General features: G+C 68.2%; 15 protein-coding genes and 1 riboswitch. Of the genes, 4 read left to right on the plus strand and 11 right to left on the minus strand.

Features of this window, described 5'->3' with window-relative positions:
• Nucleotides 1-33: 33 nt before the first annotated feature.
• Together MKW15_RS09005 and MKW15_RS09010 are read right to left on the minus strand one after the other, a co-directional pair.
• Nucleotides 34-1,134 (minus strand): DUF475 domain-containing protein, encoded by a 1,101-nt coding sequence (locus MKW15_RS09005; protein WP_240857269.1) that lies wholly within the window; start codon nucleotides 1,132-1,134, stop codon nucleotides 34-36.
• Nucleotides 1,131-1,412: a hypothetical protein gene (locus MKW15_RS09010; protein WP_240857270.1), complete on the minus strand. Its 282-nt coding sequence runs from the start codon at nucleotides 1,410-1,412 to the stop codon at nucleotides 1,131-1,133. Before MKW15_RS09010 ends, MKW15_RS09005 begins: the two co-directional genes overlap by 4 nt.
• 244 nt (nucleotides 1,413-1,656) lie before the next feature.
• Here MKW15_RS09010 and MKW15_RS09015 point away from each other — a divergent pair, with 244 nt between their 5' ends.
• Nucleotides 1,657-2,001 (plus strand): RNA polymerase-binding protein RbpA, encoded by a 345-nt coding sequence (locus MKW15_RS09015; RefSeq protein WP_160902307.1) that lies wholly within the window; start codon nucleotides 1,657-1,659, stop codon nucleotides 1,999-2,001.
• 19 nt (nucleotides 2,002-2,020) lie between these two features.
• Here the strand turns inward: MKW15_RS09015 and MKW15_RS09020 are convergent, their stop codons facing one another.
• The 5 genes from MKW15_RS09020 to cobN form a co-directional block, all read right to left on the minus strand.
• A complete protein-coding gene (locus MKW15_RS09020; protein ID WP_240857271.1) occupies nucleotides 2,021-2,839 on the minus strand; it encodes a polyprenol monophosphomannose synthase in 819 nt (272 codons plus the stop codon).
• Nucleotides 2,823-4,451 carry an apolipoprotein N-acyltransferase gene (gene lnt, locus MKW15_RS09025; protein ID WP_240857337.1) on the minus strand — a complete coding sequence of 543 codons (1,629 nt, stop codon included), beginning with the start codon at nucleotides 4,449-4,451 and terminating at the stop codon, nucleotides 2,823-2,825. Before lnt ends, MKW15_RS09020 begins: the two co-directional genes overlap by 17 nt.
• A gap of 170 nt (nucleotides 4,452-4,621) precedes the next feature.
• The gene (locus MKW15_RS09030) at nucleotides 4,622-6,247 is read right to left on the minus strand and encodes an amidohydrolase (RefSeq protein ID WP_240857272.1); all 1,626 of its coding nucleotides are present in this window, start codon (nucleotides 6,245-6,247) and stop codon (nucleotides 4,622-4,624) included.
• Nucleotides 6,248-6,283: 36 nt separating this feature from the next.
• A complete protein-coding gene (locus MKW15_RS09035; protein ID WP_240857338.1) occupies nucleotides 6,284-6,799 on the minus strand; it encodes an FxsA family protein in 516 nt (171 codons plus the stop codon).
• Between the two features lie 115 nt (nucleotides 6,800-6,914).
• Complete coding sequence (gene cobN, locus MKW15_RS09040; RefSeq protein WP_240857273.1) at nucleotides 6,915-10,547, minus strand: cobaltochelatase subunit CobN; 3,633 nt, start codon at nucleotides 10,545-10,547, stop codon at nucleotides 6,915-6,917.
• A gap of 52 nt (nucleotides 10,548-10,599) precedes the next feature.
• Nucleotides 10,600-10,758: riboswitch (cobalamin riboswitch) on the minus strand.
• Between the two features lie 46 nt (nucleotides 10,759-10,804).
• Here cobN and cobG point away from each other — a divergent pair.
• The 3 genes from cobG to MKW15_RS09055 are packed head-to-tail and all read left to right on the plus strand — an operon-like array spanning nucleotide 10,805 to nucleotide 14,145.
• Nucleotides 10,805-11,986, plus strand: a complete 1,182-nt coding sequence (cobG, locus tag MKW15_RS09045; protein WP_240857274.1) for a precorrin-3B synthase — start codon at nucleotides 10,805-10,807, stop codon at nucleotides 11,984-11,986.
• A gap of 42 nt (nucleotides 11,987-12,028) precedes the next feature.
• Nucleotides 12,029-12,652 (plus strand): precorrin-8X methylmutase, encoded by a 624-nt coding sequence (locus MKW15_RS09050; RefSeq protein ID WP_240857275.1) that lies wholly within the window; start codon nucleotides 12,029-12,031, stop codon nucleotides 12,650-12,652.
• A gap of 2 nt (nucleotides 12,653-12,654) precedes the next feature.
• Nucleotides 12,655-14,145, plus strand: a complete 1,491-nt coding sequence (locus tag MKW15_RS09055; RefSeq protein ID WP_240857276.1) for a precorrin-2 C(20)-methyltransferase — start codon at nucleotides 12,655-12,657, stop codon at nucleotides 14,143-14,145.
• 81 nt (nucleotides 14,146-14,226) lie between these two features.
• Here MKW15_RS09055 and MKW15_RS09060 read toward each other — a convergent pair whose 3' ends face one another.
• From MKW15_RS09060 to MKW15_RS09075, 4 genes are read right to left on the minus strand one after another with little or no spacing between them, the layout of a single operon-like run.
• A complete protein-coding gene (locus tag MKW15_RS09060) occupies nucleotides 14,227-14,991 on the minus strand; it encodes a cobalt-precorrin-6A reductase (RefSeq protein ID WP_240857277.1) in 765 nt (254 codons plus the stop codon).
• Nucleotides 14,988-15,767 (minus strand): precorrin-4 C(11)-methyltransferase, encoded by a 780-nt coding sequence (gene cobM, locus MKW15_RS09065; protein WP_240857278.1) that lies wholly within the window; start codon nucleotides 15,765-15,767, stop codon nucleotides 14,988-14,990. The genes MKW15_RS09060 and cobM overlap by 4 nt, the downstream gene beginning before the upstream one ends.
• A complete protein-coding gene (cbiE, locus tag MKW15_RS09070; RefSeq protein WP_374246775.1) occupies nucleotides 15,764-17,011 on the minus strand; it encodes a precorrin-6y C5,15-methyltransferase (decarboxylating) subunit CbiE in 1,248 nt (415 codons plus the stop codon). Before cbiE ends, cobM begins: the two co-directional genes overlap by 4 nt.
• The gene (locus MKW15_RS09075; protein WP_240857279.1) at nucleotides 17,008-17,769 is read right to left on the minus strand and encodes an SDR family NAD(P)-dependent oxidoreductase; all 762 of its coding nucleotides are present in this window, start codon (nucleotides 17,767-17,769) and stop codon (nucleotides 17,008-17,010) included. Before MKW15_RS09075 ends, cbiE begins: the two co-directional genes overlap by 4 nt.
• Nucleotides 17,770-17,807: the final 38 nt, after the last annotated feature.

Genomic DNA, 17,807 nt, shown 5'->3' on the forward strand with positions numbered 1-17,807 from the left:
GACGAGGACGTGTCCGGCTGTGGGCGCAACGTTTCAGCCGATCGAGCCCGTGGTGGCATGAACCGTCTGGGCCTCACGCCGATTGGCGCGAATGCTGCTGAAGAGCGAAGCGCCGATGAAGGCGACGCCGATGAGTCCCGTGACCAATTCGGGAATGTGCACCTTGACGCTGAGCAGAAGGATGACTGCGAGAGCCCCGATCGCCCAGTGGGCGCCGTGCTCGAGGTAGCGGTACTGCGCGAGCGTGCCCCGGCGCACCAGGTAGATCGTGATCGACCGGACGAACATCGCGCCGATGAAGCCGAGGCCGAGGGCGATGAGGATCGGGTCGGAGGTGATGGCGAACGCGCCGATCACGCCGTCGAACGAGAACGAGGCGTCGAGGATCTCGAGATAGAGAAAGAGAAAAAAGCCCGCCTTACCGACTGCCCTGGTGACCGCAGTGGGTGGGGCGGTCCCGTCGTGGTCGGGACCGTCGATCGCGAACAACGAGCTGAGGCCGTCGACGAGGATGTAGGTGATCAGGCCGAGCAGTCCGGCCACGAGCACGGTGGCGACCTTGTCGTCGGGTGCCAGGAATTCCGCGACGGCGAGCAGCGTCGCTGCCGCGATGACCACGGCGAGTTGGTCGAGCTTTCCGATCGCCGCCAGTGGCCGTTCGAGCCACGTCAACCAGGTGCGCTCGCGGTCGCTGAACACGAAGTTCAGGAAGAGGAGCAGCAGAAACATCCCGCCGAAGGCGGCGATCTGCGGATTCGCCTCCTGCAGAATGACCTCGTAGCTCGGGCTGCCGTCGGCGAAGTGGTCGGCGCCGTCGGGCGGCGGATTCATGGCCAGCCGGAATGCCTCGGCGGGAGCGAGTCCCGCCGTGGCCCAGACGACCGCCAGCGGGAAGAACAGCCGCATCCCGAAGACCGCGATGAGCACGCCGACCGTGAGGAACATGCGCTGCCAGAAGTCGCTCATGCGCTCGAGGACCGTTGCGTTGATCACCGCGTTGTCGAACGAAAGCGAGACCTCCAGGATGCCGAGGATCGCGCACAATGCGAGGCCGGTCCAGCCGCGGTAGGCGAAGGCCGCCGCCAGCGACGCCAGGGTCACCAGTGCGGACAACCCGAAGACGCGAACGATCAACGCAATTTCTCGGCTTCTCGCGCGAGGTTCAGCACCTCGGCGGCAAGTTCGGCCAGTGTCGCGTGATCGGCCCGCTCGGCGAGGGCGGTGCCGAGGTCCTCGGCGGCACACCGCAATGCGAACAGCCGATCCCCCAGCTCAGCCCCTTCGGCCGCCGACAAGATGATCGCGTCGGCGGGAATAGCCGTGCCCTCGACGAGCGTTCTCTGTTCGTAGGCGCGCTGCCGACACGACCGCTTGCAGTACTTGCGGCGTCGGCCCATCTCGGAATCGACCATGCTTCGACCGCACCACGCGCACGCGTACGGACGTTCACGGCGTCGGACGGATTCCACCCGGCAAACGTACCGCGGATGGCCGGGCCTGCGCGCCCGACGTTCGACGGAGTGTCGGGCGGGTAGAATGGGCCTGTTGACGTCCGTCGCAGCGGCCGATGCCGCCTGCGACCCCCGCTGGGACGGATTCCAGGCGGAGCAGAAGAGAACCAGAAACAGCCGACGACGAAAGCTGGAGGACAATTCCATGGCAGATCGAGTACTTCGGGGTAGCCGCCTCGGTGCGGTGAGCTACGAGACCGATCGCGACCACGACCTCGCGCCCCGTCGCATTGTCCAGTACCGCACCGACAACGGCGAGATCTTCGACGTGCCTTTTGCCGACGACGCCGAGGTGCCGTCGAAGTGGCCCTGCAAGAACGGCATGGAGGGCACCATCCTCGAGGGCGCCGAGCCCGAGGAGAAGAAGACCAAGCCGCCGCGCACCCACTGGGACATGCTCCTCGAGCGCCGCAGCGAAGAAGAACTCGAAGTGCTGCTGAACGAGCGCCTCGAACTGCTCAAGCAGCGTCGCAAGGGCGTCACGAACTAAGTGGTGGCCGCCGGCGAGCTCAGGGCCGGCGGCCGACACCCCATCGCTCGAGACGGCTCTGGATGCCCCAGCGCGCGACCATCGTGAACGCCTCGGTCATCACACCGCCGCTCATCTTGGACTCGCCGACTTCCCGTTCGGTGAAGGTGATCGGAACCTCACGCACGTCGAACCCGGCGCGTACGGATCGCCACGCGAGGTCGATCTGGAAGCAGTAACCGGCCGACTCCACCGTGTCCAACTGGATCTTCTCCAGCACGATGCGGCGATAGGCACGGAAACCCGCGGTGATGTCATGCACCCGGGCCCCGAGCGCCAACCGCGCGTAGGTGTTGGCGCCGCGCGACAAGAACTCCCGGCGCCGCGGCCAGTTCACCAGCTTGCCGCCCGGCACGTAGCGTGACCCGATCACCAGGTCGGCGCCGTCGTTGATGGCGTCGAGCAGCCGCGACAACTGCTCAGGGGCGTGACTGCCGTCGGCATCCATCTCGACGATCACCTGGTAGTCGCGATCCAGTCCCCACGCGAAACCGGCCAGGTACGCACGCCCCAGACCGTCCTTCTCGACACGATGCAGCACCTGGATTCGAGACTTGTCGTCGCGCGCGGCCAGATCGTCGGCGACGTCACCCGTGCCATCCGGGCTGGAGTCGTCCACCACCAGAACGTGGATGCCCGGCAACGCAGTGCGGAGCCGGCCGACGATCAGCGGGAGGTTGTCGCGCTCGTTGAACGTGGGTATGACCACGAGCGCACCCGCACCGTCGCTCCCGACGACTTGCCGGGATGCGTCGTCGGGACCGTTGCGCCCGGACGTTGCATCAGTCCCCGCTGCCATCAAGCTCCTTTGTTCCCGACGCCGTATGTGCGTCCTCGTGTGGTCGGCGGACAACTCCGTTCCCGACAGTGAACCTAGTACGCCATCCGATCGCGAACAAAAGCCCCACCAGCGCCACGATCACGGCCACCGCCTGTGGCCAGGCACCCAGCCTTGTTGCCATCGTCTTTCCCTCGTGCAGTGGTAGACGACTCGCCAAGATGGCGGGACGGAAGATGCCGGACTGTGACGCGACTGTGCCGTCGGGTTCGACGAGCGCGCTGACCCCACTTGTCGCAGCGACCACGACCGCCCGACCATGCTCGACAGCGCGCAACTGCGACATCGCCAGCTGCTGGTAGGTCATCGTCGACCGCCCGAATGTCGCGTTGTTGGTGGGCACGAACAGGATCTGCGCCCCGTCGTCCACCGCGTCGCGCGCGGCTCGGTCGAAGGCCACCTCCCAGCAGGTCGCGATGCCCACGTCGACCGTCCCCGATGCGGTGGGCACCGTGACGGCAGAGCGGCCCTCGCCGGGGCGGAAGTTGCCCGCCAGGTCGGCGTAGGACGAGAACATGCGGAAGAACGGCCGCCACGGGAGATACTCGCCGAACGGCTGCACGATGTGCTTGTCGTACCGGTCGACCGGACCTCGCTGCTGATCCCAGACCAGCACGGTGTTGGTGGGCCGACCATCTCCGTTGCGCAACAGGGTGCCGACCAGGATGGGCGCACCGACGGCGACGGACGCCGCGGTGATCTCGGCAGCCGCGTCGGAGTTGTCCAACGGCGAGATGTCGGAGGCGTTCTCGGGCCAGAACACCATGTCGGGACGTTCGGCACGGCCCGTGTTCACCGCCTGCGCCAGGGCGAAGGTGGTACGCACGTGGTTGTCGAGGACAGCGCGGCGCTGCGCGTTGAACTCCAGCCCGAGCCTGGGCACATTGCCCTGAATCGCCGCGATCTTGGTCGACGACGATGACACGTTCCGGTCGAGAGTGGCCGGGGTCAGCGCGATCGCGGCCATCGGAGCAAGCAGTGCGACGACAACAGCGAACGCCGCCACTCGGATGCCCGGTCCGTCGGTACGGCCGTCGGCGCGATACGCGTGGATCAGCACGGCCACCAGCCACGCCACACCGGATCCGAAGAGCGCCACGGCACCCGACACACCCGGGGCCCCGAACACCGACGCGAGCGGCAGCAGCGGGCCGTCGACCTGGCTGAAGGCCACCCGACCCCAGGGGAACCCGCCGAACGGGAATCCGGATCGCAGCGCCTCCACCAGCAGCCACGATGCCGTGAACCAGATCGGCGGACACGGCAGCCGAGTGGTGAGGACTGCGATCGCACCGAAAAGTGCCTGGTAGACCGCAAGTACGGTGGCCAGGGCCAGCCACGGCAGCGGCCCGACGTACTCACCGATCCACGGCAACAAGGGCACGAAGAAGCCGAGTCCGAACACGAATCCGAGCCACGCGCCGGTACGTACTCGCGGACGGCCGATCGTCAGGACCATGTACAGCAGGGCGATGGAGATCACCGCACAGAACCACCACGATCGCGGCGGGAACGCGCCATACATCAGTACACCGGCAACCGCCGAGAGCACCGTGCGCGCGGCCCAATCCATGCGGGCCGAGGTGGCGTGGTCGTAGTCGTCGGTTGAGTGATCTCGACACGGTGCCTCGCTGCGCTCGGTACCGGCTCGATCAGCGGGAGGGCCAGCTCGATCAGCGGGGGTCGCGGCTCGATCAGCGGGAAGGTCGGCTCGATCAGCGGGGGCGCTCGGCTCGGTGCCGGTCATGTGTCATCCCCGGCGTACAACACCCGTCCACGGTGGACGGTGCGGACGCACTCCGGCAGCCGGGCGCCCGGGGACACGTCAGGGAGTGCGGGTACGCGCGAGCGAGGATCGGTGGACCAGCGCTGCACCCCGGCGTGGGAACCGGCGACCACCAGGTGATCGGCCTCCCAGATGGCGTAGCTTGCCGGTGCACCCGGTTCCAGCGTTCCGGTGAGACCGTCGTTGATGCCACCGGCCCGCCAGCCACCCCGGGTGCACGCAGCAAACGCGCCTCGAGCCGAGATCGCGTTGTGGTCCTGGTGATGGTGGACGGCCGCCCGAATTGTGGACCACGGATCGATCTCCGTCACCGGCGCGTCCGACGAAAATGAAAGCGCGACACCCGTTTTCGCCAGCATCGCAAAATTGTTGAGGCCGGCGGCGCGATCGGGGCCGAGCCGCTGGTCGTACAGGTCACCCGTCCCGCCCCACGCCGCGTCGAAAAGCGGCTGCATGCTGGCGATGACACCGCACCGCGCCAGCACCGCGGCTTGTTCGACCGACACCATCTCGGCGTGCTCGATCCGGTGGGCGCATCGCGCGATCGCTGGGGTCCCCAGTTCGTCGGCGAGGGAATCGAGCGCGTCCACCAGCGTCTGGGTACCGGCGTCGCCGATCACATGGAAACCCGCCTGGATGCCGGCAACGGTGCACGCGGCAAGGTGCGCACGTATCTGTGCGTCATCGAGGTAGCAGTTGCCGACGGCCGACGGATCGTCGGTGTACGGCGCTGAAAGCCACGCGGTGCGCGACCCGATCGCACCGTCGATGAACAGGTCTCCGCCCAGTCCATCCGCGCGGCTGATCGCCGCCAATTCGGCAGCGTGGTCGGCATCGGTCACCGACTGACCCCAATAGCGGCGCACTTGCACCTCATGATCGAGATCGGCGAGCCCGAGGAAGTCGTCGAGCCCGCTGATATCCGGCCCCCCGTTCTCGTGCACGGCCACCACCCCGTGGGCTGCGGCGAGGTCGAGCGCCCGACGCTGCGCGCGGGTACGGGTGTCCGGTGTGATCAGCTGGCGGGCCGCCCCGCGCACGAGGTGGTGGGCGTCGGCGGTCAACGGTTCTTCCGGGTGGAATCCGGGAGCGTCGGCGAGGTCGGGAACGAGCCGTCGCAAAGCTGTGGAGGCGACCGCAGAATGCTCGTCGATCCGGGTGAGATATACCGGCCGATTGCCGACCGCCTCGTCGAGCTCGGACGTGGTGGGGAATCGGCCGTCTGCGCGTTCGGCACCGTCCCACGCCGAGTCGTCCCAACCGAGGCCCCACAGCACTTCGCCCTCGTCGAGACCGGACACGGCCTGGACCACGCGGGCGAGGCAATCGCGTCGATTGACGGCGTCGTTGAGGGTCAGACCCAGCAGCGCGAGGCCCGTGGAGGTGAGATGCACGTGGGAATCGACGAATCCCGGAGCCACAAAGCGCCCGTCGAGTTCGGTGATCTGGGCGTCCGGGTGCAGTGCCCGACCGACGTCGTCACTGCCCACCCAGACCACGACGCCGTCGCTGACCGCCAGCGCGGTCGCGTCGGGCGCGGAAGCGGAGTACACGGCTCCGCCGAGGAGCAGTTCGGTCGCCACGATCGTCAAGTGTGCCCTGCGCCGAGGCGGCGACGGTCAGCGGCCCTGCGGCAGCTGACGGTCAAACCTCTCGTTGGGAAAGCGCTCGTCGGCATAGCTCGCGTCGACGACCGTCCCGTCGATCACGTCGGGACCGGCGTACCTACCACCCGCGTAGACACCGGTCGCGTAGATACCGGCTCGGTCCATCGCGGTGGCGGCACGCCGCGCACCCAGCGCGACGACCGCCGGCCGGGCCAGCTTGCGCAGCGGCGGCGCCAGCATCAGCACGCCGGCGACGGTGGTCACCACCCCGGGCACGATCAGCAGGATGGTCGCGAGGGCGAGCAGTGCGCTGTCGGCCAGCGGTGCGGCGGGATCGACCTCGTTGCGGGTGGCGCGGCGAAGCTCGCCGAACACCTTGCGGCCCTGCCACTGGAGCATGACCAACCCGAGCACAGCGGCGCCCAGGCTGATGAGCACCGCCCAACCGAAGCCGAGTGTCAACGCCATGGCGACGAACGCCGCCAACTCGACGAGGACGTAGAGGAAGAACATGTGACGCAGGCGCATGATGGTCCTGCCTTTCTGCGACTCTGGGGCGTCGGCACGCGGTGTGCCGAGATCCGATCGCATTCGAGTCTCCCCCGGTGAACGAACGACCGCCCGGTTTTGCTCCCGAACGGTGTCAGTCGGCTCCCCGACCCTCGATATCGCCTTCGGTCTGCAGATACACGGCCCGTAGCTGGTCGAGCATCTCGGCGGGCGGTGCGGCCCACATGTCGCGTTCGGCGGCTTCCAGAAGGCGCTCGGCGATGCCGTGCAGCGCCCACGGGTTCGACTGCTGCATGAACTCCTGATTGGTCTCGTCGAGCACGTAGGCCTCGGTCAGCTTCTCGTACATCCAATCGGCGACCACGTCGGTGGTCGCGTCGTATCCGAAGAGGTAGTCGACGGTCGCGGCCATCTCGAACGCCCCCTTGTAACCGTGGCGCTGCATCGCCGATATCCACCGCGGATTGACCACCCGGGCGCGGAACACCCGGCTCGTCTCCTCGGACAGCGTGCGCGTCCGGACCGCGTCCGGGCGGGTGCTGTCGCCGATGTAGGCCTCGGGTGCGGTTCCGGTGAGCGCCCGCACCGTGGCGACCATGCCGCCGTGGTACTGGAAGTAGTCGTCGGAATCGGCGATGTCGTGCTCGCGGGTGTCGGTGTTCTTGGCGGCCACCGCGATGCGTCGGTAGGCCGCTCGCATGTCGTCGACGGCCGGCACGCCCGCGAGATCGCGGCCGTAGGCGTACCCGCCCCACTCGGTGTAGACGCGGGCCAGATCCTCGTCGCTGCGCCAATCGCGCGAGTCGATCAACTGAAGAAGTCCCGCTCCGTACGTACCGGGTTTGGACCCGAACACTCGGGTTACCGCGCGACGGTGGTCGCCGTGATCGGCCATCGAGGCGCGCACGTGGGCGGCGACGAAGTTCTGATCGTCGGGTTCGTCGGCCGCCGCGGCGAGCGCGACCGCGTCGTCGAGCATGGTCACCACGTGCGGGAACGCGTCGCGGAAGAAGCCGGAGATCCGCACGGTCACGTCGATGCGCGGACGACCCAGTTCGTCGAGGCCGATGAGTTCGAGACTGGTGACCCGCCGCGACGCCTCGTCCCACACCGGCATCACCCCGAGCAGCGCGAGGACCTCGGCGACGTCGTCGCCCGAGGTGCGCATCGCGCTCGTCCCCCACACCGACAGGCCCACAGACGCCGGATGGTGACCGTGATCGTTCACGTAGCGTTCGAGCAGCGAGTCGGCCATGGCCCGGCCGGTCTCCCATGCGAGCCGCGACGGGACCGCCTTGGGGTCGACGGAGTAGAAGTTGCGCCCGGTGGGCAGCACGTTGATCAGACCGCGCAGCGGCGATCCGCTCGGTCCGGCCGGGATGAAACCGCCACCCAGGGCGTGCAGAACCCGCGGCACCTCGTCGGTGGTCTGCCGCAGCCGGGGCACCACCTCGTGGGCGGCAAAGCGCAGTACGTCGGCCACGGCCGGCGGATGATCCGCGGACACCAGAGCGACCGTGTCGTCGCTCCAGTCGCCCTTCGCGCAAGCGGCAACCAGCTCGCGTGCCTGCGCCTCGACGGCGTCCACGTCACCGCGCGCGGATGCGCCGTCCTCGGTGAGGCCGAGGGCCTCGCGCAGTCCGGGCAGTGCGCTGGTGCCGCCCCAGAGTTGGCGGGCACGCAGCATGGCCAGCACGAGATCGACCTCGGCGTCGCCCTGCGGGGGCTCGCCGAGCACGTGCAGGCCGTCACGGATCTGGACGTCCTTGATCTCGCACAGCCATCCGTCGACGTGCAGGAGCATGTCGTCGAAGACCTCTTCGTCGGGCCGTTCGCTGAGCCCGAGATCGTGATCCATCTTCGCCGCGGTGAGCAGGGTCCAGATCTGCTGGCGGATCGCGGGCAGTTTCGCCGGGTCGAGGGTGGAGATGTTGGCGTGCTCGTCGAGAAGCTGTTCGAGGCGGGCGATGTCGCCATAGGACTCGGCACGCGCCATCGGCGGGATCAGGTGGTCGACGAGGACGGCGTGGGCGCGCCGCTTGGCCTGGGTGCCCTCGCCCGGGTCGTTCACGAGGAATGGGTAGACCAGCGGCAGGTCGCCCAGCGCCGCATCGGTGCCGCATCCGGCCGACATGCCCAGCGTCTTGCCGGGCAGCCACTCCAGGTTGCCGTGCTTGCCGACGTGCACGATCGCGTCGGCCGCAAAACCCGCACCCTCGGACTGCGATGCCAGCCAGCGGTAGCTCGCCAGGTAGTGATGCGACGGCGGCAGGTCGGGGTCGTGGTAGATGGCTACCGGGTTCTCGCCGAAGCCGCGCGGCGGCTGAACCATGATCGCGATGTTCCCGAACGTCAGTGCCGCGATCACGATGTCGCCGTCGGCGTTGTGGGAGCGGTCGACGAACAGGTCGCCGGGAGCCGGCCCCCAATGCTGCTCCATCCCGGCACGCAGTTCTTCTGGCAGGGTGCGATACCAGTCGTGGTAGTCGGCTGCCGACATACGAATCGGGTTGGCGGACAACGCTTCTTCGGTCAGCCAGTCCGGATCCTGACCGCCCGCCGCGATGATCGCGTGGATCAAGGCGTCCGAATCGTCTTCGGCCAGACCCGGAAATGACGACTCCCCGCGCTCCGGCCCGATGTCGTACCCGGCGTCGCGCAGGGCGGTCAGCAAACGCAGGAGGCTTCGGGGGGTGTCGAGGCCGACGGCGTTGCCGATGCGGGCGTGCTTGGTCGGGTAGGCCGACAACATGATCGCGATGCGACGCTGCGCGGGCACGATGGACCGCAGGCGGGCGTGCGCAACGGCGATACCTGCCACGCGGGCGCAGCGTTCGAGGTCGGGCTGATACCAGGGCAGTCCGTTCTCGTCGAACTCCTTGAAGGAGAACGGCACCGTGATGATGCGGCCGTCGAACTCGGGAACCGCGACCTGGGTGGCCACGTCGAGGGGCGAGAGGCCGTCGTCGTTGTCTGCCCAGTCCGCGCGCGAACCCGTCAGGCACAGCCCCTGCAGGATCGGGATGTCCAGCGCGGCAAGACGTTCGATGTTCCAGGCCTCGTCGTCACCGCCGGCCGACGCGGTGGCCGGGGTGGCACCGCCTGCCGCGAGGACCGTCACCACGAGCGCGTCGGCGGTACCGAGCAGATCGATGAGATCGTCGGGCGCGGTACGCAGCGACGCGCAGAAGACGGGCAGGGCGTGTGCTCCGCGTTCCTCGATGGCGCCACACAGCGCATCGATGTAGCGGGTGTTGCCGGCGAGGTGTTGCGCCCGGTAGTAGAGCACTGCGATCCGCTCGGCGTTCTCGGGCAGATCGTCGCGCGCGGCTCTGTCGAGCACCCCCCACGCGGGCGTCTGCTGCGGCGGATCGAAGCCCAGCCCGGTCAGCAGCACGGTGTCGGAGAGGAAGTTGTGCAGACCCACCATGTTCTCCACCCCGCCGAAGGCGAGATAGTTGTGGGCTTCGGCGACCACACCCGACGGGACCGTCGACTGCGCCATCAGATCAGGGTCCGGTTGTTGCTCTCCCGAACACACCACGAGGGGTTTGCCGGTCGCGGCCACCGCGGCGAGGCCGTCCTCCCAGGCTCGTGTCCCGCCCAGGATGCGCACGACCAGAAGATCGGCGTCTGCGGCCAGGTCCGGGATGTCGTCGGCGAGGATGCGCGACGGATTCGCGCCGGCGATGTCGACCCCGTCCCGTTCGGCAGCCGCGGCGGCGGTGAGCAGATCGGTGTCCGAGGTCGAGAGCAGCAGGATCATCAGATCTCCTCGCCGGGATGTCGCGCCCGGAGCGTGTCGTAACGGTTGTGTCGTGATGCGGTGACCGGGGGCGCAGGTCTGACTTCGGTGCCGCGGAGTCGCTCTCACGACGCAGGGCTACCCGTCACAGTGGCGCGACCGTGCCGGACTCACACCGGCTTCTGTGCTCTCGGTGCATCGAGACTACCGAACCCGCGATCCCGAGCCGACCGGTGATCGAACCGGGCGAGCCACCCGGACGGTCGTACGCTGGAGGGGTGAGCCAGCCCGCCGGACGATCCGTCGCCGACCGCTGCCCCGGGGTGTTCAGCACGCATCCGGCGGCCGACGGTCACCTCGCGCGCATCCGGCTCCCTGGCGGAGAGATCACCGGCCCCCAACTCGAGACCCTGGCCCGCGTCGCAACCGAGTGGGGCGACGGCCATCTCGAGCTCACGGCGCGAGCCAATCTGCAGTTGCGCGGCATCACCGATGTCGAGGCCGTCGCCGCCGCTGTCACCGGCGCAGGGCTGGTCCCGAGTGCGTCGCACGAGAAGATCCGGAACATCGAGGCAAGCCCGCTGTCGGGCCGCATCGGCGGTGTCGTAGACGTACGACCGATGATCCGGCTTCTCGACGAGCGGCTGCGAGCCGACGATCGATTCGCGGCGCTGTCCGGGCGATTCCTCTTCGGTCTGGACGACGGTCGCGGCGACATCACCCGACGCTCACCCGATGTCCACGCGGTGGCTCGCGCGAGCACCGACCATCGATCAGCCCGGCCCGGCCCGCTCGCCGACATAGTCGTCGGCGGTGCGACGCTCGGGTCGGCCACCGGGGCGGAATCGATCGTCGACGCGCTCCTCGTGGTCGCCGACGCGATGCTCGAGGTGGCGCCGACCGCGTGGCGGTTCGCCGACCTAGACGCCGCAGATCAGGCCCGCGTCGTCGAACGCGCTGGTAAAGGCCTAGATCCGGTCGGTGATGGCTACCCTCGGCCGGAAACCCAGACCGAACCGATCGTCGGGTGGTTCGAGCAGGACAACGGGATGGTGCTGCTCGGGTCGGTTGTCGAACTCGGCAGGCTGCCGGCCCGATTGGCCGAATTCCTGGCCGCCATCGGCGCTCCGATCATCTTCACGCCCGATCGCGAGATCCTGGTCTGCGACCTCACCGAGGGCGTCGCGGAGACCGTGGTGCGGGTGCTCGCACCGATGGGGCTGATCTTCGACGCGTCGTCGCCGTGGGCAGCGGTCAGCTGCTGTGCGGGAGCACCCGGCTGCAGCAATGGGCTGGCCCCGGTACGCGAGGATCTGCTCGCCCGTGTGGCGTCCGGGCAGGAGGTCACCGAGCGAGAACACTGGGTCGGGTGTGGCCGCGGGTGCGGTTCCCCGGTCACGCCACACCTGCGCGTCGAGGCCGGTCCGGACGGATATCGCACGACCGAACGCGGGCAGTAGCCGTCGAGCCCGGTGCGGGCGGCTCGATACACTGAGCCCACCATGACCGACTACCTGCGTGACGGCGCCGCGATCTATCGACAGTCATTCGCCACCATCCGCGCCGAATCCGACCTCACCGCATTTGCCCCCGACGTCGCCACGGTGGTGGTTCGGATGATCCACGCCTGCGGACAGACCGACCTGCCGGCTGACGTCGTGGCCACCGACGGGGTGGTCGAGGCGGCGCGGGCCGCGCTGGGTTCCGGCGCACCGATCCTCTGCGACGCCTCGATGGTAGCCGCCGGGGTCACCCGCAAGCGCCTGCCCGCCGACAACGACGTGCTGTGTTACCTGGGCGAACCCGGGCTGCCGGAACTCGCCGAACGAATGGGCACAACGAGAACTGCTGCGGCGCTGCAGTTCTGGCTTACACGCCTGGAAGGATCGGTGGTGGCGATCGGCAACGCGCCGACTGCTCTGTTCGCGCTTCTCGATCTGATCGACGACGGCGCACCTCGGCCCGCGGCCATCGTCGGCGCCCCGGTCGGCTTCGTCGGCGCCGCCGAATCGTGTGCGGCCCTAGCGGAACGGACCGATCTGGAATTCATCACGGTCACCGGTCGCCGGGGTGGGTCGGCGATCACGGCCGCCGCCCTCAACGCCCTCGCGTCGGCCCAGGAGTGAGCGTGACCGGCAAACTGTGGGGCGTCGGACTCGGCCCCGGCGACAGCGAACTCGTGACGGTGAAGGCTGCGCGGGTGATCGGCGCGGCCGATGTCATCGCGTATCACTGTGCGCGACATGGCAACAGCATCGCTCGGACGGTGGCGGAACCGTACTTCAGCGATGGTCAGATCGAAGAACGGCTGATGTATCCGGTGACCACCGAGACCACCGACCATCCGGGCGGCTATCAGGGAGCTCTTGACGACTTCTATTCCGCCAGTGCGGATATCCTCGCCGCGCATCTGCGGGAGGGTCGCAGTGTCGCACTGCTCGCCGAAGGCGATCCCCTCTTCTACAGCTCGTACATGCACATGCACAAGCGTCTCGCCGACGAGTTCGATGCCGAGATCGTCCCGGGCGTCACGTCGGTGAGCGCTGCGTCGGCCGCGACGGGCGTCCCGCTGGTGGAAGGCGACGAGACCCTGACGGTGGTGCCGGGTACGGCTGACGCCGACGAGTTGCGTCTGCGCTTCGCCTCGGCCGACGCCATCGTGGTGATGAAACTCGGCCGCAATTTCGAACGCGTCCGACAGGCTCTCGCCTACGCAGGCCGCCTCGACGAGGCGTGGTACGTGGAGCGTGCATCGACCACCGTGGAGCGGGTGGCACCGGCTGCGGAGGTGGATCCGGCGCAGGTGCCGTACTTCTCGATCGTCGTCGTACCCGGTCGCCGCAACAACCCGCGGTATGCCGAGTCTGCGTCGACTGCAGGCGAAGTGGTGGTCGTCGGCCTCGGACCCGGCCGGGAGTCGTGGACCACCCCGCAGGTCCGTGCGGAACTGGCCGCGGCGACCGATCTCGTCGGCTACACCACCTATCTCAAGCGGGTCACGCCGCGGCCCGGCCAGCGGATGCACGCCAGCGACAATCGGGTCGAGGCGGAACGTGCAGAGTTCGCGCTCGATCTTGCGCGGCGCGGTGCTCGGGTCGCGGTGGTCTCGTCCGGTGATCCAGGGGTATTCGCGATGGCCGCGGCGGTGGCGGAGGTGGCGGCCGAATCACGTTGGCAGGATGTCCCGGTTCGCGTGGTGCCCGGGATGACTGCGGCAACCGCCGTGGCGGCCACGGTCGGGGCTCCGCTCGGCCACGACTTCGCGATCATCTCGCTTTCGGATCGGCTCAAGCCGTGGGAAGTCATCGAACGACGGATTCGCGCGGCGGTGGACGCCGATCTGGTGATCGCGATCTACAACCCGGGATCGGCGAGCCGCGCCTGGCAGGTGGGCGCGCTCAAAGAGATTCTGGCCGAACAGGTCTCACCGGACCGGGTAGTCATCGTCGGACGCGACGTCGGCGGGCCGGACGAGTCGGTGACGGTGACGACGGTCGGCGATCTGGAAGCGGCCACCGTCGACATGCGTACGTTGCTCATCGTCGGATCGTCGTCGACGACGGTCGTCGATCGCGCGGCCGGGCCGCTCGTCTACACACCGCGTCACGCGTCGGAGTAGGCCGGGACCAGGCCGCTATCCTTGTGCGGCCGTGCACGATCAACGATTCGGGACGCGCGGTCAACGGTTTTCGACGCACGGTCAACGTGGGCCAGGAGTCGGGAACTTCCGACGAAGCCACGTCATGGCGTCGGCGACGTCGGACACGGTGTCGAGACCGTCGGGTTCGGCGGGGCGATCGACCATGATGACCTCGACGCCCAGTTCCCGGGCCGCGTCGAGCTTGGCGTGTGTGAGCGCTCCCCCACTGTTCTTGGTGACCAGCACATCGATTCGATTGTCGTGCAGCAACTGTCGCTCGCCGGCCAACTCGTACGGCCCGCGCGACCGCAGAATCTCGTGGTGCGGCGGCAGCGCGGCCGTCGGGGGATCGACGACGCGGATCAAGAACCATGCGGTGTCGACGCCGGCGAACGCCCCGACGTCTTGACGACCGGTCGTCAGGAGTACCCGCGGGTGTGATGTCCCGATCGCGCCTGCGGCGGCGTCGATGTCGGCGACCCGGGTCCAGCGGTCATCGGGACCGGGCGTCCAGGCGGCGCGACGCAGCGCAAGCAGCGGGAGATCGAGTGCCCTCGTCGCCGTAACCGCATGTGCGGTGATGGTGGCCGCGAAGGGGTGGGTCGCATCGACAACCACACCGATCCCATTGTCTGCGCACCAACTACGCAATCCTTCGGTCCCACCGAACCCGCCGATGCGGACCTCTCCGACGGGCAGGCGGGGGTTGCGGACACGCCCGGCCAGCGAGCTGATGGTCGGGATTCCGGCTCCGGTGGCCTCCGCCGCTAACTCGCGGGCCTCCCCTGTTCCGCCGAGGATCAGCAGACGGTCTGCCCGGCTCACCGATCGTGTCCGGGTTCGGAACGCAGTTTGCTCATGCGGGCTCGTGAGTACAGGTAGCTGTCGGTGACGGACGGATCGGAATGTGGGTCGAGGACTTTGCCGACGAAGATCACGGCGGTCTTGCGGATGGCTTCCGCGGCGAGCGCTTCCGGCAGCTCCCGGAGTGCGCATCGGACGATCTTCTGACCGGGCTGACTCGCGAAGGCGACGGTGGCGGTTGGGCATTCGAGACCGTAGTGCGGGGCGAGGGCGGCCACGATCTCCTCGGTCCGGTGTGCGGCGAGATGAAGTGCGAGTGTCACCCCGCACGACGCGAGACTGGCCAGGTCCTCACCGTCGGGCATGTCGGTGGACAGCGTCGACACCCGAGTGATCAGCAGACTCTGCCCGACGCCGGGTGTGGTCAGTTCGATGTCGAGCGCGGCGGCCGCGGCGGCGAAGGCGGGCACACCGGGCACGATCTCGTGATCGATCTCCCGCTGCGTCAACTCGCGGCACTGCTCGGTGAATGCCGAGTAGAGCGACAGGTCACCGGAATGCAGCCGGGCGACGTCGTGCCCGGCCTCGTGGGCGGCCACCATGTGGGAGATGATGTCCGGCAGCGGCATTCGCGCGGTGTCGATGAGCGTGGCGCCGGGCGGACACAGGTCCAGAAGTTCGCGGGGCACGAGAGACCCGGCGTACAGACAAGTGCGGCAGAGGCCGAGAATGCGGGCGCCGCGGATGGTGATCAGGTCGGCTGCTCCGGGTCCGGCGCCGATGAAGTAGACGGTCACGGTTGTGGCTCGTTCAGATCGGTGGCCTTCCCCTTGGCGGCCTTGACGTGAATCCACTGAACGATCGGCAGTGCGGGTCGCCACGTGGTCATCGAGCCGAGCGGTTCGGCGGACTCGATCATCACCCTGCGCATCTGCCCTCCGTGCGTCCGGTGCCACTCGGCGAGAAGAGTCTGACTTTCCACTGTCACCGCATTGACGACGAGACGGCCACCGATTCGGAGTGCATCGTAGGCAGCTCGCAGGACGTCCTCGGTGAGTCCACCACCGATGAACACCGCGTCGGGTGTCGTTGCGCCCGAGAGGGATTCGGGTGCGCAACCATGAACCGAGATCGCCGCGCCGACTCCGTGCCGGTGAGCGTTCTGCGCAATACGCTCTGCGCGTTGTGGATCGCGTTCGAAAGCGACGACGCGTCCGCGAGGGTCGGCGCGCAACCATTCCACTCCGACGCTCCCCGATCCCGCGCCGATATCCCAGAGCGTTTGTGCGCCTGCGGGTTCCAATGCGCACACGGTGAGTGCCCGATGCGCGGACTTGGTGATCTGCCCGTCGTGGACGAAGTCGGTGTCGGCGCGGCCGGGAACCGTCGTCCGAGGTGGCCCGACGCACTCGACCGCGATCACGTTGAGCGGATCGCCGGGTGCATGCGCCCAGACCCCGGCCGTTCCGCTGATCACCCGCTCCCGGGGTCCGCCGAGCTGCTCGAGCACTGTCAACGTCGACGAACCGAAACCGTTGTCCCCCAACAGCGCCGCGACGGCAGCGGGCGTGTGTGCGTCCCGGCTCAGGACCAGCAGGCGCTGCCCGTGGGTGCTTTCGGTGAGCAACGACGCGGGGTCGGCCGTGACGAGGCTGACGACACGGACAGAGGTGAGGTCCCACCCGATGTGAGCGCACGCAAGACTCGCGCTCGATACCGCGGGTATCACCCGAGTACGTTCTGCGCCGACCGCGTTCACGATCGTCGCACCCACACCGTGGAACATCGGGTCGCCACTGGCGAGAATGTGCACCGCCGGGTACGCGGGTTCATCGAGCACCCGGGCAAGATGTGCCGACATCGGTGAATCCCACGCGATCGTCTCGGCGTCGACGTCGTCCAGCAGGTCGAGCTGGCGTCGGGCGCCGTAGATCACCTTCGCCGACGCCAGTTCGTCCTTCGCCCGACGGCCAAGACCCGCCCAACCGTCGGCACCGATCCCCACGACGACGAATTGCGACCGGACACTCACCTCGCTCACCGGCTCAGTCGTCGCCAGATCGGGCGTGGAATCATCCGGAGAGCGACGGAGAGCGGATGCAGCGCCCACGGAATCCAGACCTCGCGTCGGCCCTTGCGGTAGGCGCGTGCCACGTCGTCGGCGACCCGATCGGCATCGATCGACAGCGGCGCGGGCTTCACACCCGATTCCATCAGGTCGCGGGTCATCTGACCGATGACGAACCCCGGCCGGGCCAGGAGGAGGCGAACTCCGCTGCCGTGCAGGGCATCCGAGAGTCCGCTGGCGAAACCGTCGAGGCCCGCCTTGGTGGACCCGTACACATAGTTGGCCCGCCGGACGCGCACTCCGGCGATGGACGAGAACACGATGATGGTGCCGCAGCCCTGGGTGCGCAAAGCTGTGGCCAGCGGCGTGAGCACGCTGATCTGGGCGAGATAGTCGGTGTGCGCGATCGCAAGCGCATGCTCGACCTCGGTTTCGGCACGGGTCTGGTCGCCCAGAATGCCGAATGCGACGATCGCCGCCTCGACGGGGCCGAAGTCGGTGACGATGCGTTCGATCAGTCCGGGATGCGAGTCGGTGTCGTCGGCGTCGAATCCGACCGTGTGCACCCTTCTCGCCCCGGCGTCGGTCAGCGCCTGCACCTGGTCGGCGAGGTCGTCGGGCCTGCGAGCTGCCAGAACGACGACACGGCCGGGTGCCAGACGTTGTGCGAGTTTGACACCGATCTCGCTGCGACCGCCGAGCAGGACGATGGTGCGGGCCGAATCAGGCATGTGCAGCAGTATCCCATCCGCCCGTTCGGTGGCTGACT

The organism is Gordonia gummivorans (assembly GCF_022513585.1).
Classification (GTDB): domain Bacteria; phylum Actinomycetota; class Actinomycetes; order Mycobacteriales; family Mycobacteriaceae; genus Gordonia.